Annotated in this window: 15 protein-coding genes; 9 read left to right on the forward strand and 6 right to left on the reverse strand. The window is 71.6% G+C overall.

The window, feature by feature from the left end; all coding sequences use genetic code 11:
• Positions 1–71: 71 nt before the first annotated feature.
• The 3 genes from ACIBVN_RS08080 (at position 72) to ACIBVN_RS08090 (ending at position 2903) form a co-directional block, all read left to right on the forward strand.
• On the forward strand, positions 72–503 hold the full coding sequence (locus ACIBVN_RS08080) for an SgcJ/EcaC family oxidoreductase (RefSeq protein WP_397133925.1): 432 nt from the start codon (positions 72–74) through the stop codon (positions 501–503).
• A gap of 94 nt (positions 504–597) precedes the next feature.
• Complete coding sequence (locus ACIBVN_RS08085) at positions 598–906, forward strand: hypothetical protein (RefSeq protein ID WP_397133927.1); 309 nt, start codon at positions 598–600, stop codon at positions 904–906.
• Between the two features lie 14 nt (positions 907–920).
• The gene (locus ACIBVN_RS08090; RefSeq protein ID WP_397133929.1) at positions 921–2903 is read left to right on the forward strand and encodes an amino acid transporter; all 1983 of its coding nucleotides are present in this window, start codon (positions 921–923) and stop codon (positions 2901–2903) included.
• Between the two features lie 55 nt (positions 2904–2958).
• On the opposite strand, the gene ACIBVN_RS08095 is transcribed toward ACIBVN_RS08090, so the two are convergent.
• From ACIBVN_RS08095 to ACIBVN_RS08110, 4 genes are all read right to left on the reverse strand, one after another.
• Positions 2959–3096: a hypothetical protein gene (locus ACIBVN_RS08095; RefSeq protein ID WP_397133931.1), complete on the reverse strand. Its 138-nt coding sequence runs from the start codon at positions 3094–3096 to the stop codon at positions 2959–2961.
• Positions 3097–3152: 56 nt separating this feature from the next.
• Entirely contained in the window at positions 3153–5627 is a 2475-nt protein-coding gene (locus tag ACIBVN_RS08100) for a PEP/pyruvate-binding domain-containing protein (protein WP_397133933.1), read from the reverse strand.
• 1 nt (position 5628) lies between these two features.
• Complete coding sequence (locus ACIBVN_RS08105) at positions 5629–6357, reverse strand: TetR/AcrR family transcriptional regulator (protein WP_397133935.1); 729 nt, start codon at positions 6355–6357, stop codon at positions 5629–5631.
• Positions 6358–6419: 62 nt separating this feature from the next.
• Positions 6420–11372, reverse strand: a complete 4953-nt coding sequence (locus tag ACIBVN_RS08110; RefSeq protein WP_397133937.1) for a tetratricopeptide repeat protein — start codon at positions 11370–11372, stop codon at positions 6420–6422.
• A 162-nt stretch (positions 11373–11534) separates the two neighbouring features.
• Here ACIBVN_RS08110 and ACIBVN_RS08115 point away from each other — a divergent pair, with 162 nt between their 5' ends.
• The 3 genes from ACIBVN_RS08115 to ACIBVN_RS08125 all read left to right on the forward strand — a co-directional run bounded on the left by ACIBVN_RS08115 (position 11535) and on the right by ACIBVN_RS08125 (position 13248).
• Positions 11535–12083: a hypothetical protein gene (locus tag ACIBVN_RS08115; protein ID WP_397133939.1), complete on the forward strand. Its 549-nt coding sequence runs from the start codon at positions 11535–11537 to the stop codon at positions 12081–12083.
• 33 nt (positions 12084–12116) lie between these two features.
• Entirely contained in the window at positions 12117–12497 is a 381-nt protein-coding gene (locus ACIBVN_RS08120; protein ID WP_397133941.1) for a hypothetical protein, read from the forward strand.
• A gap of 79 nt (positions 12498–12576) precedes the next feature.
• On the forward strand, positions 12577–13248 hold the full coding sequence (locus tag ACIBVN_RS08125) for a DUF6766 family protein (RefSeq protein WP_397133943.1): 672 nt from the start codon (positions 12577–12579) through the stop codon (positions 13246–13248).
• Here the strand turns inward: ACIBVN_RS08125 and ACIBVN_RS08130 are convergent.
• The gene (locus ACIBVN_RS08130) at positions 13221–14021 is read right to left on the reverse strand and encodes a 1-aminocyclopropane-1-carboxylate deaminase/D-cysteine desulfhydrase (protein ID WP_397133945.1); all 801 of its coding nucleotides are present in this window, start codon (positions 14019–14021) and stop codon (positions 13221–13223) included. The two genes, ACIBVN_RS08125 and ACIBVN_RS08130, sit on opposite strands and share 28 nt — an antisense overlap.
• Positions 14022–14064: 43 nt before the next feature.
• Between ACIBVN_RS08130 and galK the strand changes: the two genes are divergently transcribed.
• From galK to ACIBVN_RS08145, 3 genes are all read left to right on the forward strand, one after another.
• Complete coding sequence (gene galK, locus ACIBVN_RS08135; RefSeq protein WP_397133947.1) at positions 14065–15177, forward strand: galactokinase; 1113 nt, start codon at positions 14065–14067, stop codon at positions 15175–15177.
• A 439-nt stretch (positions 15178–15616) separates the two neighbouring features.
• Positions 15617–16750: a nitric oxide synthase oxygenase gene (locus tag ACIBVN_RS08140; protein ID WP_397133949.1), complete on the forward strand. Its 1134-nt coding sequence runs from the start codon at positions 15617–15619 to the stop codon at positions 16748–16750.
• Between the two features lie 43 nt (positions 16751–16793).
• A complete protein-coding gene (locus tag ACIBVN_RS08145; protein ID WP_397133951.1) occupies positions 16794–17567 on the forward strand; it encodes an enoyl-CoA hydratase-related protein in 774 nt (257 codons plus the stop codon).
• A 44-nt stretch (positions 17568–17611) separates the two neighbouring features.
• Here the strand turns inward: ACIBVN_RS08145 and ACIBVN_RS08150 are convergent, their stop codons facing one another.
• Positions 17612–18046, reverse strand: a complete 435-nt coding sequence (locus ACIBVN_RS08150) for a hypothetical protein (protein ID WP_397133953.1) — start codon at positions 18044–18046, stop codon at positions 17612–17614.
• Between the last annotated feature and the right edge of the window lie 113 nt (positions 18047–18159).

The following is an 18159-nucleotide window of genomic DNA, read 5'->3' on the forward strand; positions in this document are numbered from 1 at the left end:
GCTCCTACCACTAAGCCCGCCCTCCCTGACATCGACCACCTGATCACACCGAGCACATCAAGGAGCCCGACATGAGCATCGAGATCTTCGGCGCCTCCGCCGACCAGCAGGCCGACATCGACGCGATCGTCGCGCTGGTCGCCGCAGTCCAACACGCCCAGCAGAACGAGCTGCCGGATGCGTTCATGGAACTGTTCAGCAAGCAGGACCCCGTCTGGACCACCGCCCACGGCATGCGCCTGTCGGGCTGGGAGACGATCAGCGCGTTCACCCACAAGGTGCTGCCCGGAGCGATGAAGGACTCGACCGCCTCCTACGAGGTCGTCCGCATCCTGTTCATCCGCCCCGACGTGGCCGCCGTCAACGTCCACCAGCGACCGATCGACCTGGACGGCCGCCCGCTGCCCGACGTGCCCGAAGGCCGGCCCCTGTACGTGCTGGCCAAACAGGACGGCGCATGGAAGATCGCCGCCGCCCAGAACACCCAGGTCAAAACCGACTGAGACCGCCCTCTCGGCAGGCGCCGACACCGCTGCGGAAAGAGTTGTCCCAAGGTCGTTTCCGCTGGCGTGGGACGTGGCGGTACGCCAGGCGTAGGTGATCGGCCGGCCGGCCGCCGAGCCACGGCTGGGACTGGCCGCTGCGGACGCGGCGGCCGACCCGATCAATGCGCGGGACGACACCGACGTGTGCCTGGCCCGCGTCGATGGCCAGTGGCGCCTGTACGGCCCGGACGGCGAGATCGATGTGGAGGGGTTCAGCCTCTACGGCGAATCGACCTGGTACGCCCGCCTGCCCCAACGGCCCTCCCCGCCGAGGCCGGTTCGCGCCGATGTGGCCGGAATCGTCACGCCAGCCGCGTCGTCCTGCGCGCGACCCCCTAGGGTGGTCACCGTCCTTTGCTGAGAGAGGAAGATCCGGTGAGCGGTACCGGTGGGCTTACGGTCCCGGCGGTCGTGGAGACCCCGACTCGTCCTGCGCCTCCGTCCAACCCCCTGGCCCGCTGGCTGCTGCAGCTTCGCGTGCAGCCGACGGGCCCCGAGACGACCGAGGCGCACGCGGAGCCGCAGGCCTGGTGGAAGGTCATGTGCCTGACCGGCGTCGACTACTTCTCCACGCTGGCCTACCTCCCCGGCATCGCCGCCCTGGCGGCCGGGGCGCTGTCGCCGCTGGCCACGCTGCTCATCGTGGCGCTGACGCTGCTCGGCATGCTGCCGATGTACCGGAGGGTGGCGCGGGAGAGCCCGCACGGGCAGGGGTCCGTGGCGATGCTGGAGCGGCTGCTGCCGTTCTGGCGGGGCAAGGTGTTCGTGCTCGTGCTGCTGGGGTTCGTGGCGACGTCGTGGATCATCACGATCACCCTGTCGGCGGCGGACGCGTCCGTGCACGTCGTGGAGAACCCGTACTTCCCGAGCTTCCTGCACGGTCACGAGGTCATCCTGACCGTGGTGCTGCTGCTGATCCTGGGCGGCGTGTTCCTGCTCGGCTTCAGCGAAGCGGTCGGCGTGGCGATCCCGCTCGTCGCCGTCTTCCTGATCCTGAACGCCGTCGTCGTCGCCGTCGGGCTGACGGAGGTCATCTCCTCCCCTGACGCGATCTCCCGGTGGACCGAGGCGCTGACCAGCGGGACGGGCGGCTTCGGCGGCCTCATCGGACCCGCCATCCTGGCCTTCCCGCTGCTGGTGCTGGGGCTGTCGGGGTTCGAGACGGGCGTCAGCATGATGCCGCTGGTGGCCGCCGAGGGCGAGACCCCCGAGCGGCGGCTGAGCTCGCGCATCGCCAACACGCGCAAGCTGCTGACGTCTGCCGCGCTCATCATGAGCGTCTACCTCATCGCGACCAGCTTCGTGACCACGGTGCTCATCCCCGCCGAGCAGTTCAAGCCGGGCGGCGAGGCCAACGGCAGGGCGCTCGCGTACCTCGCGCACGAGCGGCTCGGCGAGGTTTTCGGCACGGTGTACGACATCAGCACCATCCTCATCCTGTGGTTCGCCGGTGCGTCCGCGATGGCCGGCCTGATCAACATCGTGCCGCGCTACCTGCCCTCCTACGGCATGGCGCCCGACTGGGGCCGCGCGGTGCGGCCCGTGGTGCTCGTCTACACCGGCGTCTGCGTGATGCTCACCATCGCGTTCGACGCCGACGTGGACGCCCAAGCCGGCGCGTACGCCACGGGCATCCTGGCCATGATGGTCTCCGGCGCGTTCGCGGTGACGATCTCGGCCATCCGCAAGGGCCAGCGGCGGGCCGTCGCGGGCTTCTCCGTGCTCACCCTGGTGCTGCTCTACGCGCTGGCGGAGAACATCAGGGAGAAGCCGGACGGCATCGCCATCTCGGCGCTGTTCATCCTGGGCGTCATCGCCATCTCGCTGGTCTCGCGCGTCTCCCGCACGACCGAGCTGCGGGCGGACCGGATCGAGTTCGACGAGGCGGCGCGGCGGTTCATCGCCGACTCGATCGAGTACGACGGCACGCTCAACATCATCGCCAACCGCCGCCAGAGCGGCGACAAGGCCGAGTACGAGGCCAAGGAGAGCGAGCAGCGCGGTATGAACCCGGTCCCCGGGCGGGCCGACATCCTCTTCCTGGAGGTCGACGTCATCGACCCGTCCGACTTCAGCAACGCGCTCCACGTGCGCGGCGTCGAGGTGGACGGGCACCGCGTGCTGCGCGCGGAGAGCCCCGCGGCGCCCAACGCCATCGCCGCCGTCCTGCTGGCCCTGCGCGACGCCACCGGCGTCCGGCCGCACTGCTACTTCGAGTGGGCGGAGGGCTCGCCGCTGATGCACCTCTTCCGCTACCTCATCCTCGGGCGCGGCGACACGGCGCCGGTCGTACGCGAGATCATCCGCAAGGGCGAACCCGACCCCGCCAAGCGGCCGGGCATCCACGTCGGCGGCTAGCCGGCCTCATCCCCAGCGGACGCCCGCGGCGAGGGACGGCGGCGGCTCGGCGGAGTCACGCCGCCGGGTCGTGCTCGTCCTCCCCGTCCAGCTCGCCCTCGCCGCCGCGATCGAGCGCCAGCTTGGCGATCCTGAATCGGGCGCAGCGCGCCTCGAGCTCGCGTTCGTCCTCCGGAGTCCACCATTCGATCATGGGCATCAAGGTCATCGCACGTCGCGGATGAATGCGATCGACTTGGCGGAGTCTTTTCACCCGAGCAACTCGACCGTGCCCCGCTCGCCGTCCACCCTGATCCGGTCGCCGTCGTGCAGGCGCATGGTGGCGTTGCCGGTGCCGACCACGGCGGGGATGCCCAGCTCGCGCGCCACGATCGAGGCGTGGGACAGCGGTGCGCCCATGTCGGTCACCACGGCGGCGGCACGCGGGAACATCGGGGTCCAGCCCACGTTCGTCAGCGTCGTGACGAGGATCTCGCCCGGCTTGAGCCGATCGCCCTCCTCCGGCCCTGAGATCACGCGGGCGATGCCCTCCACGATGCCCGGGGCGCCGGGGAAGCCCGTCACGGTGTCGCTCACGGGCACGCCGGCGCCGCGCGCGTCGTAGACGTCGTTGCGCCGGTCGGGGTCGGCGGCCCAGCGCACGGGGTCGAAGTGGCCGACGATCAGCGCGGGGTAGGCCGGCAGTGCGGCGTACTGCTCGTAGGTGGCCCGCCGTACCGGCACCTTCGCCAGCACGGACCGGTCGCCGCGCAGCAGCGCCAGCAGCTCGTCCAGGTAGAGGAAGAACACCTCGTCGCCCTGGCCCGACAGCTCCCCCGCCCGTACGGCGAACGCCCGCAGCACCCAGAACGCCCGCATGTTCTCCGAGCGGGTGGACTCGCGGTCGCGCACGACCGCGTTCCAGCGCTGGACCCTGGCGCGCATCCTGGCCTCCTGGCGCGGATGGCGCTCGGCGAAGCGGGCCCACGCCTCCTCCCTGGCCTTACCTTGCCGCGCGAGCAGTGCCTCGGTGCCGGCGCGCAGGTCGCGCAGGCCCGCGAGCTGGGCGTCGATCCAGCCGGGGTCCTCCCCGGGCCGCGGGATCGACACCTCGAACTCGTGGGGGCCGCGATGCCCGTACGTGCGGGCGAACTCGTCCCTGGTGATCTCCCCGCGGGCGAGCCTGGACAGGCCCATCACCGGGCCCAGGCTGGCCAGCTCGCCGTCGGAGTTCACGCCGGTCAGCATGGCCTCGGCGTCGACCTCGCCCATCATCCTGCGCAGCCGGTCACGGGTCCAGACCAGGGTGGCGCCGCCCTGGCGGCCGGCGGCCTCGAGCATGCGGCAGGAGGCGACCATGTGGGGCTTGATCTCGCGCTCCCACAAGTCGGCCAGTTCGGGGTCGGAGCCGGTGGCGGCGATCGTGGCGCGCAGCTCCTCGCACCGCCGCTGCGAGGTGGCCAGGAACGCGCGCATGCCCTTGAGGTTGTGGCGTACGCGGCGCTGGAGGCCGATCGCCATGGGCAGGACGCGTCTGATGATCTCCCACCGCGACACCGGCACCTGCGGCACGTCCAGCGCCGGCGGCAGCTTGCCGAAGACCTGCTCGACCGCGCTCAGCCTGCCGCGCATGCCCAGTGCCCCGGCGATGGAGTGGACGACGCTCAGGTTCATGTAGAAGCGGCCGCCGATGTTGCCGACCAGGTCGAAGCCGGGCAGGGTCGAGGCGGACATCGCCTCGTTGATGAACAGGCGCACGAGCGACCACGTGATCGGCGTCATCACGTCGGGGATGGCCTCGCCCAGGTTGCCGCCGGTCCACAGGTATTCGCCCTTGAGGCTGTCGTTCCACTCCTCGACCTGCGGCTTGATGCCGGTGATGGGGCGGGCCTGGACGACGGCGAACGCGCTGCCGCGCCTGGCCCACTCGACGTCCATCGGCGTGCCGTACAGGGCCTGGATGCGCGTGCCGAGCGCGGCGAGCTCCACGGCCTGCGCCGCCTCGAGCACCGCCTTGCCGCGCAGCTCCTCCGGCACGGGCTGCTCGCGGGTGCCGTCGGGGGTGCGGACGGTCATGACCGTCTTGTCGCCGACCTGCGACTGGGTGACGGCGCCGCCGGACACCACGATCGTGTCGGGGGTGACCTGGCCGCCGACGACCGCCTCGCCGAGCCCCCAGGAGGCGTTGATGACGGTCTCGTCGCGGGCGCCGGTGACCGGGTTCGCGGTGAACATGATTCCTGCCGCGTCCGCGTCCACCAGCTCCTGGACCACCACGGCCAGCGCCACGTCGTCGTGGGGGACGCCGTTCTGCTCGCGGTAGGCGATGGCGCGCGGGTTCCACAGCGAGGCCCAGCAGCGCTTGACCGCGTCCAGCAGGGCGTCGCCTCTGACGTTGAGATAGGTGTCCTGCTGGCCGGCGAACGACATGTCCGGCAGGTCCTCGGCGGTGGCCGACGAGCGCACGGCCACCGGCACGTCGTCGCCGAGCGCCTCGTACGCCCGGCGGATGTCCGCGGCGATCTCGGCGGGCATGTCGTGCTCGGCGAACAGCCGCCGCGCGTCCTGAGCGTGCGGGATCTCGTCGCGGAACGCCGACACGAACGCCCGGTAGGCCTCGGTCGTGATGTGGAAACCGCCTGGAACGGACAGCCCGGCCCTGGTCAGCCTGGCCAGCGACGCGCCCTTGCCGCCCACGGTCGCGAGGTCGGCCGCCGCGTCGTCGAGAGGGAGTACGGCCTTCACGTCATACGCTCCTTGAGCTCTTCGAATCGCCCATGGAGGCCGCCAGCCTCCGCTGAGCGATCTCCTCCACGGCGTCGAGGAGGTCGAGGGTGGCCCGGGCGACGGCGTCGGCGTCGTCGCCGGACAGGGTGCGGCCCGTGCTCATGGCCCGCTCGATGGTGTCGGCGACCAGCTCCGCGATCCGGTCGTCGGACGGCCGCGGCTCGTCGGGCCGCCGGTCCGGCAGGAACAGGAAGCCGTACAGGACGGAGTTGGCGACCCGGACGTGGTCCCCCATCTCCTCGCGCACCGCGCCGCGCTTGACCAGCTCGGCCACGTACGCGTCCAGGGGCTCCTCCAGCCCCGGCGGGCTCCCGGCCTGCTGTTTCTGGCGGGCGAACTTGCCGAGCACCTCGGAGTCGCCCCGCATGAACGCGCTGAGCAGCGGCCGGCCGAGCAGGGCGCGGGCGAACTCGCCGTACAGCCCGCTCAGCGTGGCCGGGCCGCGGGCGCGCACGTCGGCGAGCATGCGCACGCGCTCGCGGCGCAGCAGCGCGGCGAAGAGGTCGTCGCGTGTCTTCCAGTGCAGGTAGATGGTGCCCTTGGCGACACCTGCCCGCTTGGACACGTCGTCGATCGTGGTCTTGTCGTAGCCCCAGCGCAGAACCAGCTCGGTGGCGGCGTCGAGGATCCGGTGCGCCCGCTCCAGCCGGCGCGCCGGATCCTGTGGGGGCCGTCCTGCCCTGACCATGCCAGTCTCACCCCATTTGTTTGACTAGGTGAGACTAATTGGTCATTTAATTAAGAGCAAGTTCACCCGAGCTTCGCCAGCAACGACTCCGCTGACGGCGCGAACGAGGGGTCGCCGGTCGACACGGCGGTCATCAGCAACTGCCGGGCCCGCTCCAGGTCGCCTCGCTCGTACCGGATCTCGCCCAGCCGGCAGGCGGCCTCGGCCACGAGGTCGGCCTGCTCGGTCAGTCCCAGCGTCAGCTCGTAGTAGCGCAGGGCCCCGTCGCGGTCGCCGAGCCAGTAGCACAGCTCGCCGAGGTGCGCCGCGGCCAGCCCCGACTCCGTGTCCCCCGCGTCGATGACCCGCTGGTACCAGGTGAGCGCCTCGGGGAAGTCCCGGTTCCGCTTGGCCAGCGCGCCCAGGTACATCGCGGCGAGCGCGCTGATGTGCCCCTCGCCCTCCTCGACCCCTCGCAGGTACCACGATCGGGCCCGCGCCTCGTCCTCCTCGTGGTACGTCTGCCCGAGCGCGATCATGGCGCGGGCGGCGAGGTCGGCGTCGCCCGCGTCGAGCACCCGCAGGTACGCCTCCCGCCCCTCGTCCACCTTCCCAGCCTCGACCAGCGTCTGCGCGAGCGTGGACAGCGCGATGGGCGCGCCGCCGGCGGCCGCCTCCCTGAGCGTGTCCAGCGACGCCTCCATGTCGCCCCGGTTGCTCTGCAGCATGCCGAGCAGGCTCCCGAACACGCCCCGGATGGGGCTGTCGGCGTCGGCCGCCGCCCGCTCGGCCAGGTCGAAGAACGCGTCGTCGTCCCCTTCGCCGTCGAGCAGGTCCAGGAGCCTGCCACCGGCGACGAACCGTACGTCCGGGTCGTCGTGCTCGCTGAGGCGCTCGTAGAGCGCCCGCGCCTCGGCCGTCCGGCCCAGCTCGGCCAGCCGGTCGGCGATCTCCAGCTCCGTGAACGGCCCTCGCCCGGTCAGCTCGTGGTAGGCCCGTACGGCCGCCGGGTCCTCGCACTGCCCGGCCAGCTCGCGCGCCACGCCGCCGGCCTCGTCGCCCATCAGCTGAAGGACCTGCACGGCCAGGGCGTGCTCGCCGCGGTCGGCGGCCTGGTGGGCGAGCACGCGGAGGTTGTTCGTCGCCAGGTCGGATCCGGCGCCCGCGGCGGCGGCGAACGCCCGCGCGGCGCCGAGCTGGTCGCCCTCCTCATGCAGCCAGAGGCCGAGCTGCAGGCCGCCCCGCTCCACCGCGTCCGGCACGCCGGACTCCATGGCAAGCCGCACCTCCCGCTCGGCCCCGGCCGCGTCGCCCAGCTCTCGCATGGCCTTGGCCAGGTCCACCCGGATGCCCGCCTCGGTGGCGGGGAAGCCGGTGTCCACGCCCCGCCCGAACATGCGGGCCGCGTTCTCCAGGTCGCCCCGGGCCTTGTACGCGTCGCCCCACGCCCAGTAGCCCATCGACACCGTCTCGGGGTCGCCGGTCCCGACGGCCTGCTCGGCCTCCTTGGCCACGGCGTCGTGGTCCTGCTCCATGAGCAGGTGGGCGAGCAGGTGGCGCAGGCTCTCGAGGTCACCGGCCGCCGCCCCGGCGGTCAGCGCCTCGCGTACGCCCGCACTGTCGCCCCGCGTGTTGAGCAGGTCTGCCAGCACGACGGCGGTGGCGGGCATCGCGGCACGCGCGGCCTCGATCGCCCCATCGAGGTCGCCGCGGCGGTGGCGGACGATGGCGATGTTCTGCCAGGCGTTCGCGGCCGTCTCCGGGTGCTCGGTGGCGGGGAGGGTGGCCAGTTCGGCCTGGCAGTGGTCGTCGCGCTCGGCGTGGATCACGCCGAGGTCCAGCGCGGCCTGCGCGGCGAGGGCGGGCTCGCCCAGCTCGATGACGATCCGGCAGAGTGCCGCGGCCACACGGTGATCGTCCAGCCCGCGAGCCCGCTCGAGGGTCTCGGCGAGGGGTTCCCGCCGGGCCTCCGGGTCCGCGGCGGCGAGCAGGCGGCGCACGCTCCGGGCGTCGTCGTCGTTGAGCGCGAGCAGCACCTCGGCCATCAGCTCCGACCCGGCGAACTCGGTCAGCGCCGCGACCGCGCCCTGCCGGTCCCCGTCGTCGGCCAGCACCCATCCGCGTTCCTTGGCCGAGGCCGTGCCGAGCCGGACCCGGGCGACGGCCGTGAACCATTCGTCGTCGTCCAGCGCGACGACCCGCTCGTAAGCGGAGCGGGCGTACTCGGCGTCGCCCGCCTCGGCCAGCAGCCTGCCGGCCGCGACCAGCGTGCCGGACGCGGACGCCGGGTCGGCGGCCACGGCCCGCTCGAACGCCTCCCGCGCCCCCGCCGCGTCGCCGGTCCTGGCGAGCAGCTCACCGAGCAGCTGCGCCTCCCACGCGTCCTGGGAGTCCCGGGTGAGAAGGGACAGGGCCGCGGTCAGGTCACCGTGGTCGCGCAGCACGCACACGAGCTGGAGCCGTCCCGCCTCGCCGAACTCCCCGGCCAGCAGCTCCCCCGCCTCGTCCGTCGCGCCGAGCGCCACGAGCACCTCGGCGAGCCGCACGGTCGCGTCCTTCCTGCGCCTGTCGTCGAGCCCCTCGAGCGCCGCCCGGTAGGCCGCGGCCGCCTCGTCAAGCAGCCCGAGCTCCTGCCGCACCCGCCCGATGTCCCACCGCGTCATGGCGGCCAGCCGCTCGTTGTCGCCGTCCGCGACCTGTTCCCACGCCTCCAGCGCCCCGCGCTTGTCGCCCGCTTCGTTACGCAGCGCGCCGAGGTAGCACCCCGCTTCCTGCCGGTAGCTGGGGTGGCCGGCGGCGAGCACCAGCGAGAGCGCCCCGTCGGCGGCGGCGATCTCGCCGCGCCGCTGCCAGGCGTGCGCGGTCGCCATGGCCAGCATGCTCGACATGAGAACGTTGCCCTCGTCGCCGACCTCCTCGAACGCCACCGCCGCGCCCTCGAAGTCCCGGTCGAGCAGGCACCGGGCGAATCGCCCCAACCCCTCCGGCTCCGCCCTGGCCAGCTCGAAGGCCGCCCGCGCGGCGGCGAGATCGTCGACCTTGACCCGGTGCAGCCCGAGCAGCCAGGCATTGCGCCCGCGACCGTCCTCGGTGTCCTCGTCCTGGATGCGCCTCTCCTGCATCCGGCAGATCGCCAGCAGGTCGCCCTGCCGGTCGTACACCGTGAACAGCTGGCCTGCCGCCTCCATCCACAGCCCGCGGTTGTCGCTCTCCAGAGCCGTCGTGTACGCGGCCCGCGCCTCGGCCAGGTCGTGCTCCATGACGAGGCCGCCGAGCGCGTACCCCACCCACGGCGCCAGCACCGGATGGCCCTCCGCCCTGGCCCGGCGCAGCAGCGCGACCGCCTCGTCCTCGTCGGACAGCACTTCCTTGCAGATCAGGGCCGTGTACGACAGCGCCAGCGGGTCCCCGGAGTCGGCCGCCGACTGGAACAGCTTGGCCGCCTCCGACACGTCGTACCCGATCGAGGCCAGCACCTGCGCGAACACGGCGGTGCCGATCGCGGCGACGGCCGGATCCGGATGTTCCATGGTCGCGTGGTAGCGGACCAGGCCCTCCTCCCTGCCCAGCCGCTGGTGGTCGAGGATGGCCTGCAGCACGGGATGCGGCTGCTCGCCCGACTCGCGCAGCAGGTGCAGCAGGAAGGCCGCGTTGAAGCCCTGGAGCAGGGCGTCGCCCTCGGCCACGTACGCCAGCAGCTCGTCGGCCTGCTCCCGGTCGCCCTCGCCGATCTCCAGCTGGGCCAGCGTCACCATGGCCCTGAGCGACTGCGTCGGCGCGCCCGAGTCGACGGCCCCGCGCAGCAGCCGCCTGGCCTCGGCGAGGTCGCCGGCCTTCATGCGGGCCAGCCCCTCGTCGGTGTCCTGGAGCGCCTGCTCGTCGACGGGGTCGGGCAGCGGCTGCTGCCTGGCCGCGTGCTCCAGCAGCAGCGCCGCCTTGAACGCGGTGTCGGGGTCCTCGTGCTCGGCCGCGAACCGCGCCAGCTCCAGGGCCTCGTCGTACGCCTCCGGATGCTGGTCGAGCAGCAGGCCGAGCATCGTGACGCAGATCGGGGCCCACTCGTCCTCCCCCGCCTCCAGCACGGCACGCAGCGCGGCCAGCGCCTCGGCCGGCTCGCCCGCCTCTGTGTGCATCTGGGCCAGGCACGCCTGGGCCTGCACGACGTACTCGCGCTGGCCGCTGGCGACCACCCGGCGGAAGATCGCCTTCGTCTCCTCCTCGTCGCCGAGCGACGCGGTCACCTTGGCCAGCTCGATCAGCGAGGGCAGCCGGATCTCCGGTCTTGGGTCCTCGGCGGCCACGCGGTAGGCGGCGGCGGACTCGGCGTACTCGCCCAGGTCCACCAGCACGGCGCCGAGCAGCTTGTGCGCCATGGTCAGGTGGTCGGGGTGCCCGACGGCGATGGCGTGCTCGCACACCTCCCTGGCCTGCTCGAACTCCCCTTCTTCCGCGTAGATCTGGTACAGCCGGAACGCCGACAACGCCACCACGTCCGGATCGCCGCAGGTCAGCAGCGCCCGGTAGTCGTCCTCGTCCTCCGCCTCCTCATAGAGGTCGCGAGCCGAGGCCGGGTCCTGGTGGAACGCGGGCAGCTCCAGCTGGTCGGCCAGCTCCGCCACGGCGGAACTGTCGCACCTGCGCGCCCGCGCCAGCGCCGCCTGCGCGCCCTCCGCGTCGCCCAGCTGCGTGAGCACCAGCACCAGCGCCGTGTCGGCGAGCGCGGCCACCTCGAAGTCGGCCCCGTCCGACGCGATCGTCAGCACCCGGTGCGCCGCGGGCCACTCCTCGGCGTCGACCAGCATCATCCCCATGGCGATGGCCGAGCGCTGCCCGAACACCGGGTCGCCCGACTGGATCACCGACCTGTGCGCCGCCTCGGCGCCGTCCAGGTCCCCCTGCTCCTGCAGCAGCCCGGCCAGCAGATGGGACGCTTCCGGATCCCCCGTGGCCGCGATCTGCCTGAACAGCGCGGCGGCCGCATCGAGATCTCCCGTTTTCCAGTAGCTCATGGCCGCGTCGAGCTGTTCTGACGCCATCGCTCACTCCAAAGTCATCCAACAATGTGAAAAAGCTACACATCTGCCACCTCTGTCACAGGGCATTCGAAGATCTCGCCTCTGCCGCCGGAAAGCCGTCGCGGGTCCGGGCAACGGCGCTCCCTCGCACCGGGAGGCAGGGGAGGCCGTAGCGTAGTCCCCATGGGCAGAGCGTTCTGGATCGATCAAGAGTTCGACAGAGACCGTGACGGGCGCTATGCCGTACACGTCCGCAAGAACCTCGAAGAGTTCGAGTGGGGCGACATCGCGCCCGTCAGGTTCGCGTGCGCGGCGTGGCGACTGGCCACGCCGCCGTCGCTGACCCCCGGCTACGTGCGGTGGGACCGGCGCATCCTGGACGCGACCTGCCACCGCAACACCTGGGACGGCTCGCTCTACGCGCGGGTCAGGGTGGTCTCGCCGCTGCCCGAGGAGCTGACCCGGTCGCGGGCCTGGTGGCGCGACCGCGGGTGGCTGGGCTGGCAGGAGACCTTCGGCCAGTACGTCGAGCCGACCCAGCAGGACCTGGCCAGGCACCCGTTCCTGCGGACCACCCTGCTGCTGGAGGCGCCCGTGCCCCTCGACGACCTGCCGCCCGAGCCCGAGGGGCCGCACGACGAGGTCGAGCAGCGCGCGCACCGGGCGGTCGTGGTGCTGACCCGCGAGCTCAACGCGCTGGTGTCACCGGTGCTCGACCAGCTCGGCGGCTAGCATGCGCCCTTGATCCGCGGGTAGCAGAGATCCATGAGGACCCTGCTCATCGTGGTGCCGGCGCTCGCGCTCGCCGCCGGCTGCGCCCCGGACATGGCCGCTCCGGCACAGGCGGCCGAGCGCTTCCACGCGGCCGTCTCCGCGCACCGCGAGGACGCCGCGTGCGCGATGCTCACGCGCAAGACTGCCGAGAAGCTCCCCGACCCCGGCCAGAGCTGCGCCGAGGCGCTGCGCGAGGTGGGGCTCGGTCCTGGCGGCTCCGTCACATCCGTCAGCGTGTGGGGCGAGGACGCGCAGGTACGGCTGGCCGGCGACACGCTCTTCCTGCACCGTTTCTCCGACGGCTGGCGGGTCAGGGCCGCCGGGTGCGAGCCCGTGGCTGACCTTCCCTACGAGTGCGAGGTGGAGGACTGATGCGCGTGATGTTCACGCTGACCATGTTGATCATCGTGGTCGGCCTGGCGTTCTTCTTCGCGGTGGGGTGGTCGCGGCTGTGAGGTGGCTCAAGGAGAACTCTCTGGCCCTCGCGTTCATGATCATGTTCTTCCTGGCGCTGGGCGGGCAGGCGGTGGCCGGGCTGCTGCAGTACAACGACCAGCAGCTGGCCGAGGGCGCCGAGCAGGTCTCGTTCCTGCAGTACGTGACGTCGTCCTCGTTCGCGGTGGACGTGGCGGAGAACTGGCAGTCGGAGTACCTGCAGTTCTTCCTGTTCATCATGCTGACCGTCTGGCTCGTGCAGAAGGGGTCGCCCGAGTCGAAGAAGGTGGACCAGGCAGGGTCGGAGTCCGACGAGAAGCAGCGGATCGGGGCGCATGCCGGCTCCGGGTCCCCCCGGTGGGCCAGGGTCGGCGGGCTGAGGCTGTGGCTGTTCAGCAACTCGCTGGGGCTGGTGATGGGCGCCGCCTTCGTGCTGTCGTGGCTGGCGCAGTCGGTGGCGGGGCAGGCGTCGTACAACTCGGAGCGGCTCGGTGACCTACGCGATCCGGTGTCCTGGTGGTCGTACGTGACCTCGCCCGAGTTCTGGGACCGCACGCTGCAGAACTGGCAGTCGGAGCTGCTGGCGGTGCTGTCGATGGTCGTGCTCTCGATCTACCTGCGGCAGCGGGGCTCGCCCGAGTCGAAGCCGGTCGGGGCGCCTCACACGGCCACGGGCGTGGAGGGCTGACCGGTGATCACAGCGGCGATGCGGGTGCCTTGGGGGAAGGCGCCTTGCCGTGCGAGATCCAGGATCCCGTAGAGCATCTTGGCCACGTAGATGCCCTCGACCCGATATTTCGCGATAAATGCGTCCAAGGCGGGTGTTGATTTGGCGTATCCGCCGAAGTGATAGTCCAGGCGGATCTCCCAGTTCGACCAGGTGCGCCCGTACGCCTCGCGCTGGAGCCTGGCCACCTCGCCGGCGAGGAACCCCGCCCCCTTCAGCACCGCGAACCCGATCGCCCGCTTGCCCTCCGGCAGCCCGGCAGAGATCCCGGCCAGCGTCCCGCCGGTCCCGACCGGGCAGCAGATGACGTCGTACTCCTCGGTGATCTCCCCCGGCAGCTCGGCGCACCCGCGCACGGCCGCCGCGTTGCTCCCGCCCTCGGGCAGGATCAGCACGTCGTCCCCCCACCGCGCCCGCAGCCCGGCCAGCACGGGCTCGGTGTGCTTGAGCCGGTAGGTGGCCCTGTCCATATAAGTGAGGGTCATCCCGCACGCCCTCGCGTGGGCGAGCGACGGGTTCAGCGGCAGATGCTCCTCGCCCCGGATGACCCCGATGGTCTCGATCCCGTGCCGCCGCCCCGCCTCGGCCACGGCCCTGATGTGGTTGGAGTACGCGCCGCCGAAGGTCAGCAGCCGGGAATGGCCCAGGTTGTACTTGAGTTTGCGCGGTTTGTTGTCGTCGTGCACCAGGAACACCCGGACCTGCCCAGGCCCTGGATTCGGGAGTTCCTCCATGGCGCTAGTCTACGGTCGGGCCTTTGTTGAGGAGTGTTCGATTATGCGCGTTGTTGAAGCTTTTGCTACCGCCTACGGTACGTCCCCGCAGACCGTCTGGCGTGCGCCCGGCCGGGTCAATCTGATCGGCGAGCACACCGACTACAACGACGGCTTCGTACTCCCCTTCGCCGTGCCGTGGGGCGTCACGGCCGCGATCACCCCGCGCGCGGACCGGACCATCCGGCTCCTGTCCCTCCAGTCCTCCGGCGAGCCCGTCACCATCGCGAGCCACGAGGAATCGAAGGGCTGGACCCGCTACGTCGTCGGCGTCCTCGCCATGCTGGGCGACCGGGTGCCGGGCGCGGACATCGCCATCGACGGCGACGTCCCGGCCGGCGCGGGCCTCAGCTCCAGCGCCGCCCTCGAGGTGGCCGTCGCCTCGGCGCTCAACGACCTGCACGACCTGGGCATGACACCCATGGAGATCGCCCTGCTCAGCCAGAAGGCCGAGAACGACTTCGTCGGCATGCCCTGCGGCATCATGGACCAGGCCGCCTCGGCGCTGGGCAAGGAGGGCCACGCGCTGTTCCTCGACTGCCGCTCACTCGGCTCCAGGAACATCCCGCTCGACCTGGCCTCCCACGGGCTGAGCATGCTCATCATCGACACGCAGGCGCACCACGAGCACGCGAGCGGCGAGTACGCCAAGCGCCGCGCGGAGTGCGAGTCGGCGGCCCGCAAGCTCGGCGTTCCCGCCCTGCGCGACGTCACGGACCTGGCGGCGGCCCTCGACCAGCTGCAGGGGGACGAGCGCAAGCGCACGATGCACGTGGTCACGGAGAACCACCGCGTGGAGGCCCTCATCGGCCTCCTGCGCGCCGGAGCCGTCACCGAGATCGGCGCCATCCTGAACGCCTCCCACCTGTCGCTCCGTGACCAGTACGAGGTGTCGTCGCCGGAGCTGGACGTGGCAGTGGATGCCGCCATCCGGGGCGGGGCGCGGGGCGCCCGGATGACGGGCGGCGGCTTCGGCGGCTCCGCCATCGCCCTGGTGCCGGTGGACCGCCTGTCCAGTGTCGAGGAGTCGGTGTCGAACGCGTTCGCCGAGCACGGCTTCCAGTCCCCCCGCTTCCTCCCCGCCACCCCCGCCCCCGGCGCCCACCGCCTGGTGTGAGCCACCCCGTGACGTGAGGCGACCCGCAACGTTGGACGCCCCGCGACCTGAGGCGCCCCGCGACGTGGGACGCCTCCCGACCTGAGGCGCCACCCGCCATCCGCCACCCGTCACACCCTCGGCACCCACCGAGCGCCGCGTCGGCGGGACGGTGTGTGGCGGAGCCCGGCGCCCTGGACGGTGCTCAGCCATGTACGGCGGCGGAGGACGGCCGATGCCGTCGGACGTGTGGGGCGAGGTGTCAGGGCGCGCGTGCATTTCCCGGTTTGGCGGGACAAAGGACCGGCCGCGAGTAAAGATGGGGCTATCGGTCATCAGGGGCCGGTAGCCGCGGGTAAGTCGTGATGACGGTGGCGAGGAGAGGGCGCCGCCACCAGGACCGTGCCGCCGACCCGGAATCGGCGGGGCGATCCGATGACGGAGAAGTGCTGGTTGCCGCGTGCGTACCTGGATTACGAACCTGCGTCCTTTCGATGCCCTCGCCGTACAGGCGGTGCTCGAGCGAACCACCGACCTTCGCGAGGCGGAGCGTTTCATCAGGCTCTTCCACGACGAGAACCCCAAAGCCGGAGGCATGAACGCCCGCCTGCGCGACGTCGCCAGAGATGTGGCCCGCCACGGGACCTACACGCACACGTACGAGGAGCTGGAGTTCGGCGCCCGGGTGGCCTGGCGCAACAGCAACCGGTGCATCGGGCGGCTCTACTGGCGCTCGCTGAAGGTACGTGACCGCCGGCAGGTGACCACAGCCGAGGGGGTGGCCCTCGAGTGCGTCGCCCACCTGCGCGAGGCCACCGGGAACGGCAAGATCAGGCCCACCGTCACCGTCCTGGCCCCCGACACGCCCGCCCGCCCAGGGCCACGGATACTGAACGACCAGCTCGTCCGGTACGCGGGCTACCGCAACCGCGACGGGAGCATCGTCGGCGACCCGCGCAACGTGGAGCTCACCGAGATGGCCAAGGCGCTGGGCTGGTCCGGCAGGTTCGGGCGGTTCGACGTGCTGCCAGTGATCATCCAGCCGAGCATGGGTGATCCGCTCCTGTGCAACCTGCCAGGGGACGCCGTGCTGGAGGTGCCGCTGGTTCACCCCGAATACCCGTGGTTCGAGGAGCTGGGCCTGCGCTGGCACGCCGTACCGGCTATTTCGGATATGTGCCTGGAGATCGGCGGCATCTGCTACCCGTGCGCGCCCTTCAACGGCTGGTACATGGGCACCGAGATCGGCGCCCGCAACCTCGCCGACACCGGCAGGTACGACCAGCTCGAGGTGGTCGCCGACCGGCTGGGCCTGGACACCTCCACCGAGCGGACACTGTGGCGCGACCACGCGCTGGTGGAGCTGAACGTGGCGGTGCTGTACTCGTTCGAGCGGGCGGGCGTCACGATGACCGACCACCACACCGAGTCGCGCCGCTTCCTCACCCATTTGGCCCGCGAGGAGCAGGCCGGGCGTGTCTGCCCTGCCGACTGGTCGTGGATCGTGCCACCGCTGTCGGGCAGCGTCACCCCGGTCTTCCACCGCTACTACGACACCAGCGTCCTCACCCCCGCCTTCGTCCACCACCGTTGATCGATCCTTGCCTTCCCCGCCCAGAACATGGTTCGGTTAGGGCATGGCAGAACTCGTGCTCTCAGCCCTCGACCAGGGCGTACTCACGCTGACCTTCAACCGGCCCGACACGCTGAACGCGTGGACGGTCGCCATGGGGCGGCGCTACTTCGACCTGCTGGCGGAGGCGGAGAAGGACCCGGAGGTGCGGGCCGTGGTGGTCACGGGCGCGGGCAAGGGGTTCTGCTCGGGGGCGGACTTCAAGGCGCTGGCCGCGATCAGGAGCGGCTCATATGACGAGGAGCCCGACCCCCGGCCGAACACGTTCCCGACGACCATCGGCAAGCCGATCATCGCCGCAGTCAACGGGGCCTGCGCCGGGCTGGGCATGGTGCACGCTCTGGTCTGCGACCTCGTCTTCACGGCCGCGGACGCCAAGTGGACCACGGCCTTCCCGCGTCGCGGGCTGATCGCGGAGTACGGGCTGTCCTGGGTGCTGCCCAGGATCATGGGGCAGCAGCGGGCCATGGACATCCTGCTGTCCGGACGGGTGTTCACCGGGGCCGAGGCGTACGAGCTGGGGCTGGTGAACCGGGCGGTGACGGGCGAGTCGGTGGTTTCGGAGGCTCAGGCGTACGCGCGGGAACTGGCGGCCTACAGCTCTCCCGCGTCGATGGCGGTGATCAAGCGGCAGGTGTGGCACGACTGGAACGCCACCCTGGAGGCCTCCACCGCGACGGCCGTCCAGGAGATGGTCGCCTCCTTCGGCCGTCCGGACTTCGCGGAGGGCGTCTCGAGCTTCCTGGAGCGCCGCCCACCCAACTTCCCGCCCCTGTGACGCCGCCGCGCCCCTGGGACGGCCCAGGGGCGCGACGCAGAGGGCTACCGGCCCACGCGGTCGTCCCACACGCAGGTGAGGTGGACGACGCGGCCGCGGTGCCAGCGCTTGCCCAGCTTGACCTTGCGCGGCAGTTCCCTGGCCGGAACGCTGATCGACAGCCGGTCGGCGGGCACGGTCGTCACGCCGTCAACGGTGACGGGCTCGGCGAGCTCACGGTCGATGAACTCCTCGTCGATGAGCTCGGCCACCTTCGCCTTGGAGAACTTGACGACCTTGCCGTCACGCAGCCGGCAGGTCAGCCTGCCGCCGCGGAAGCCCGGCTCGACGTGCGCCCTGACCGGCCCGTCGTCGTGCACCTTGGCCGGCCCGTCGTCGCGCACCTTGAGCGAGCCGTCGTCGGCCAGCGCGGATCCGGCCATTGCGGCCAGCCCGAGCACGGCGGCCGTGACGACCACGGCGGCGCGTCGCTTGAACATGGGGTCTCCTTCCCCGAGTCGATAAGACAGCCCGAGGGTGGCCCGCCGCACCTGAAGCGGGGCTTAAGACAGCCGAAGTGATCTTCAGGTACGGCGTGGGCGGAGGGTCTGGG

Origin of the sequence: Nonomuraea sp. NPDC049400, from assembly GCF_044466425.1 — a bacterium.
Classification (GTDB): Bacteria; Actinomycetota; Actinomycetes; order Streptosporangiales; family Streptosporangiaceae; genus Nonomuraea.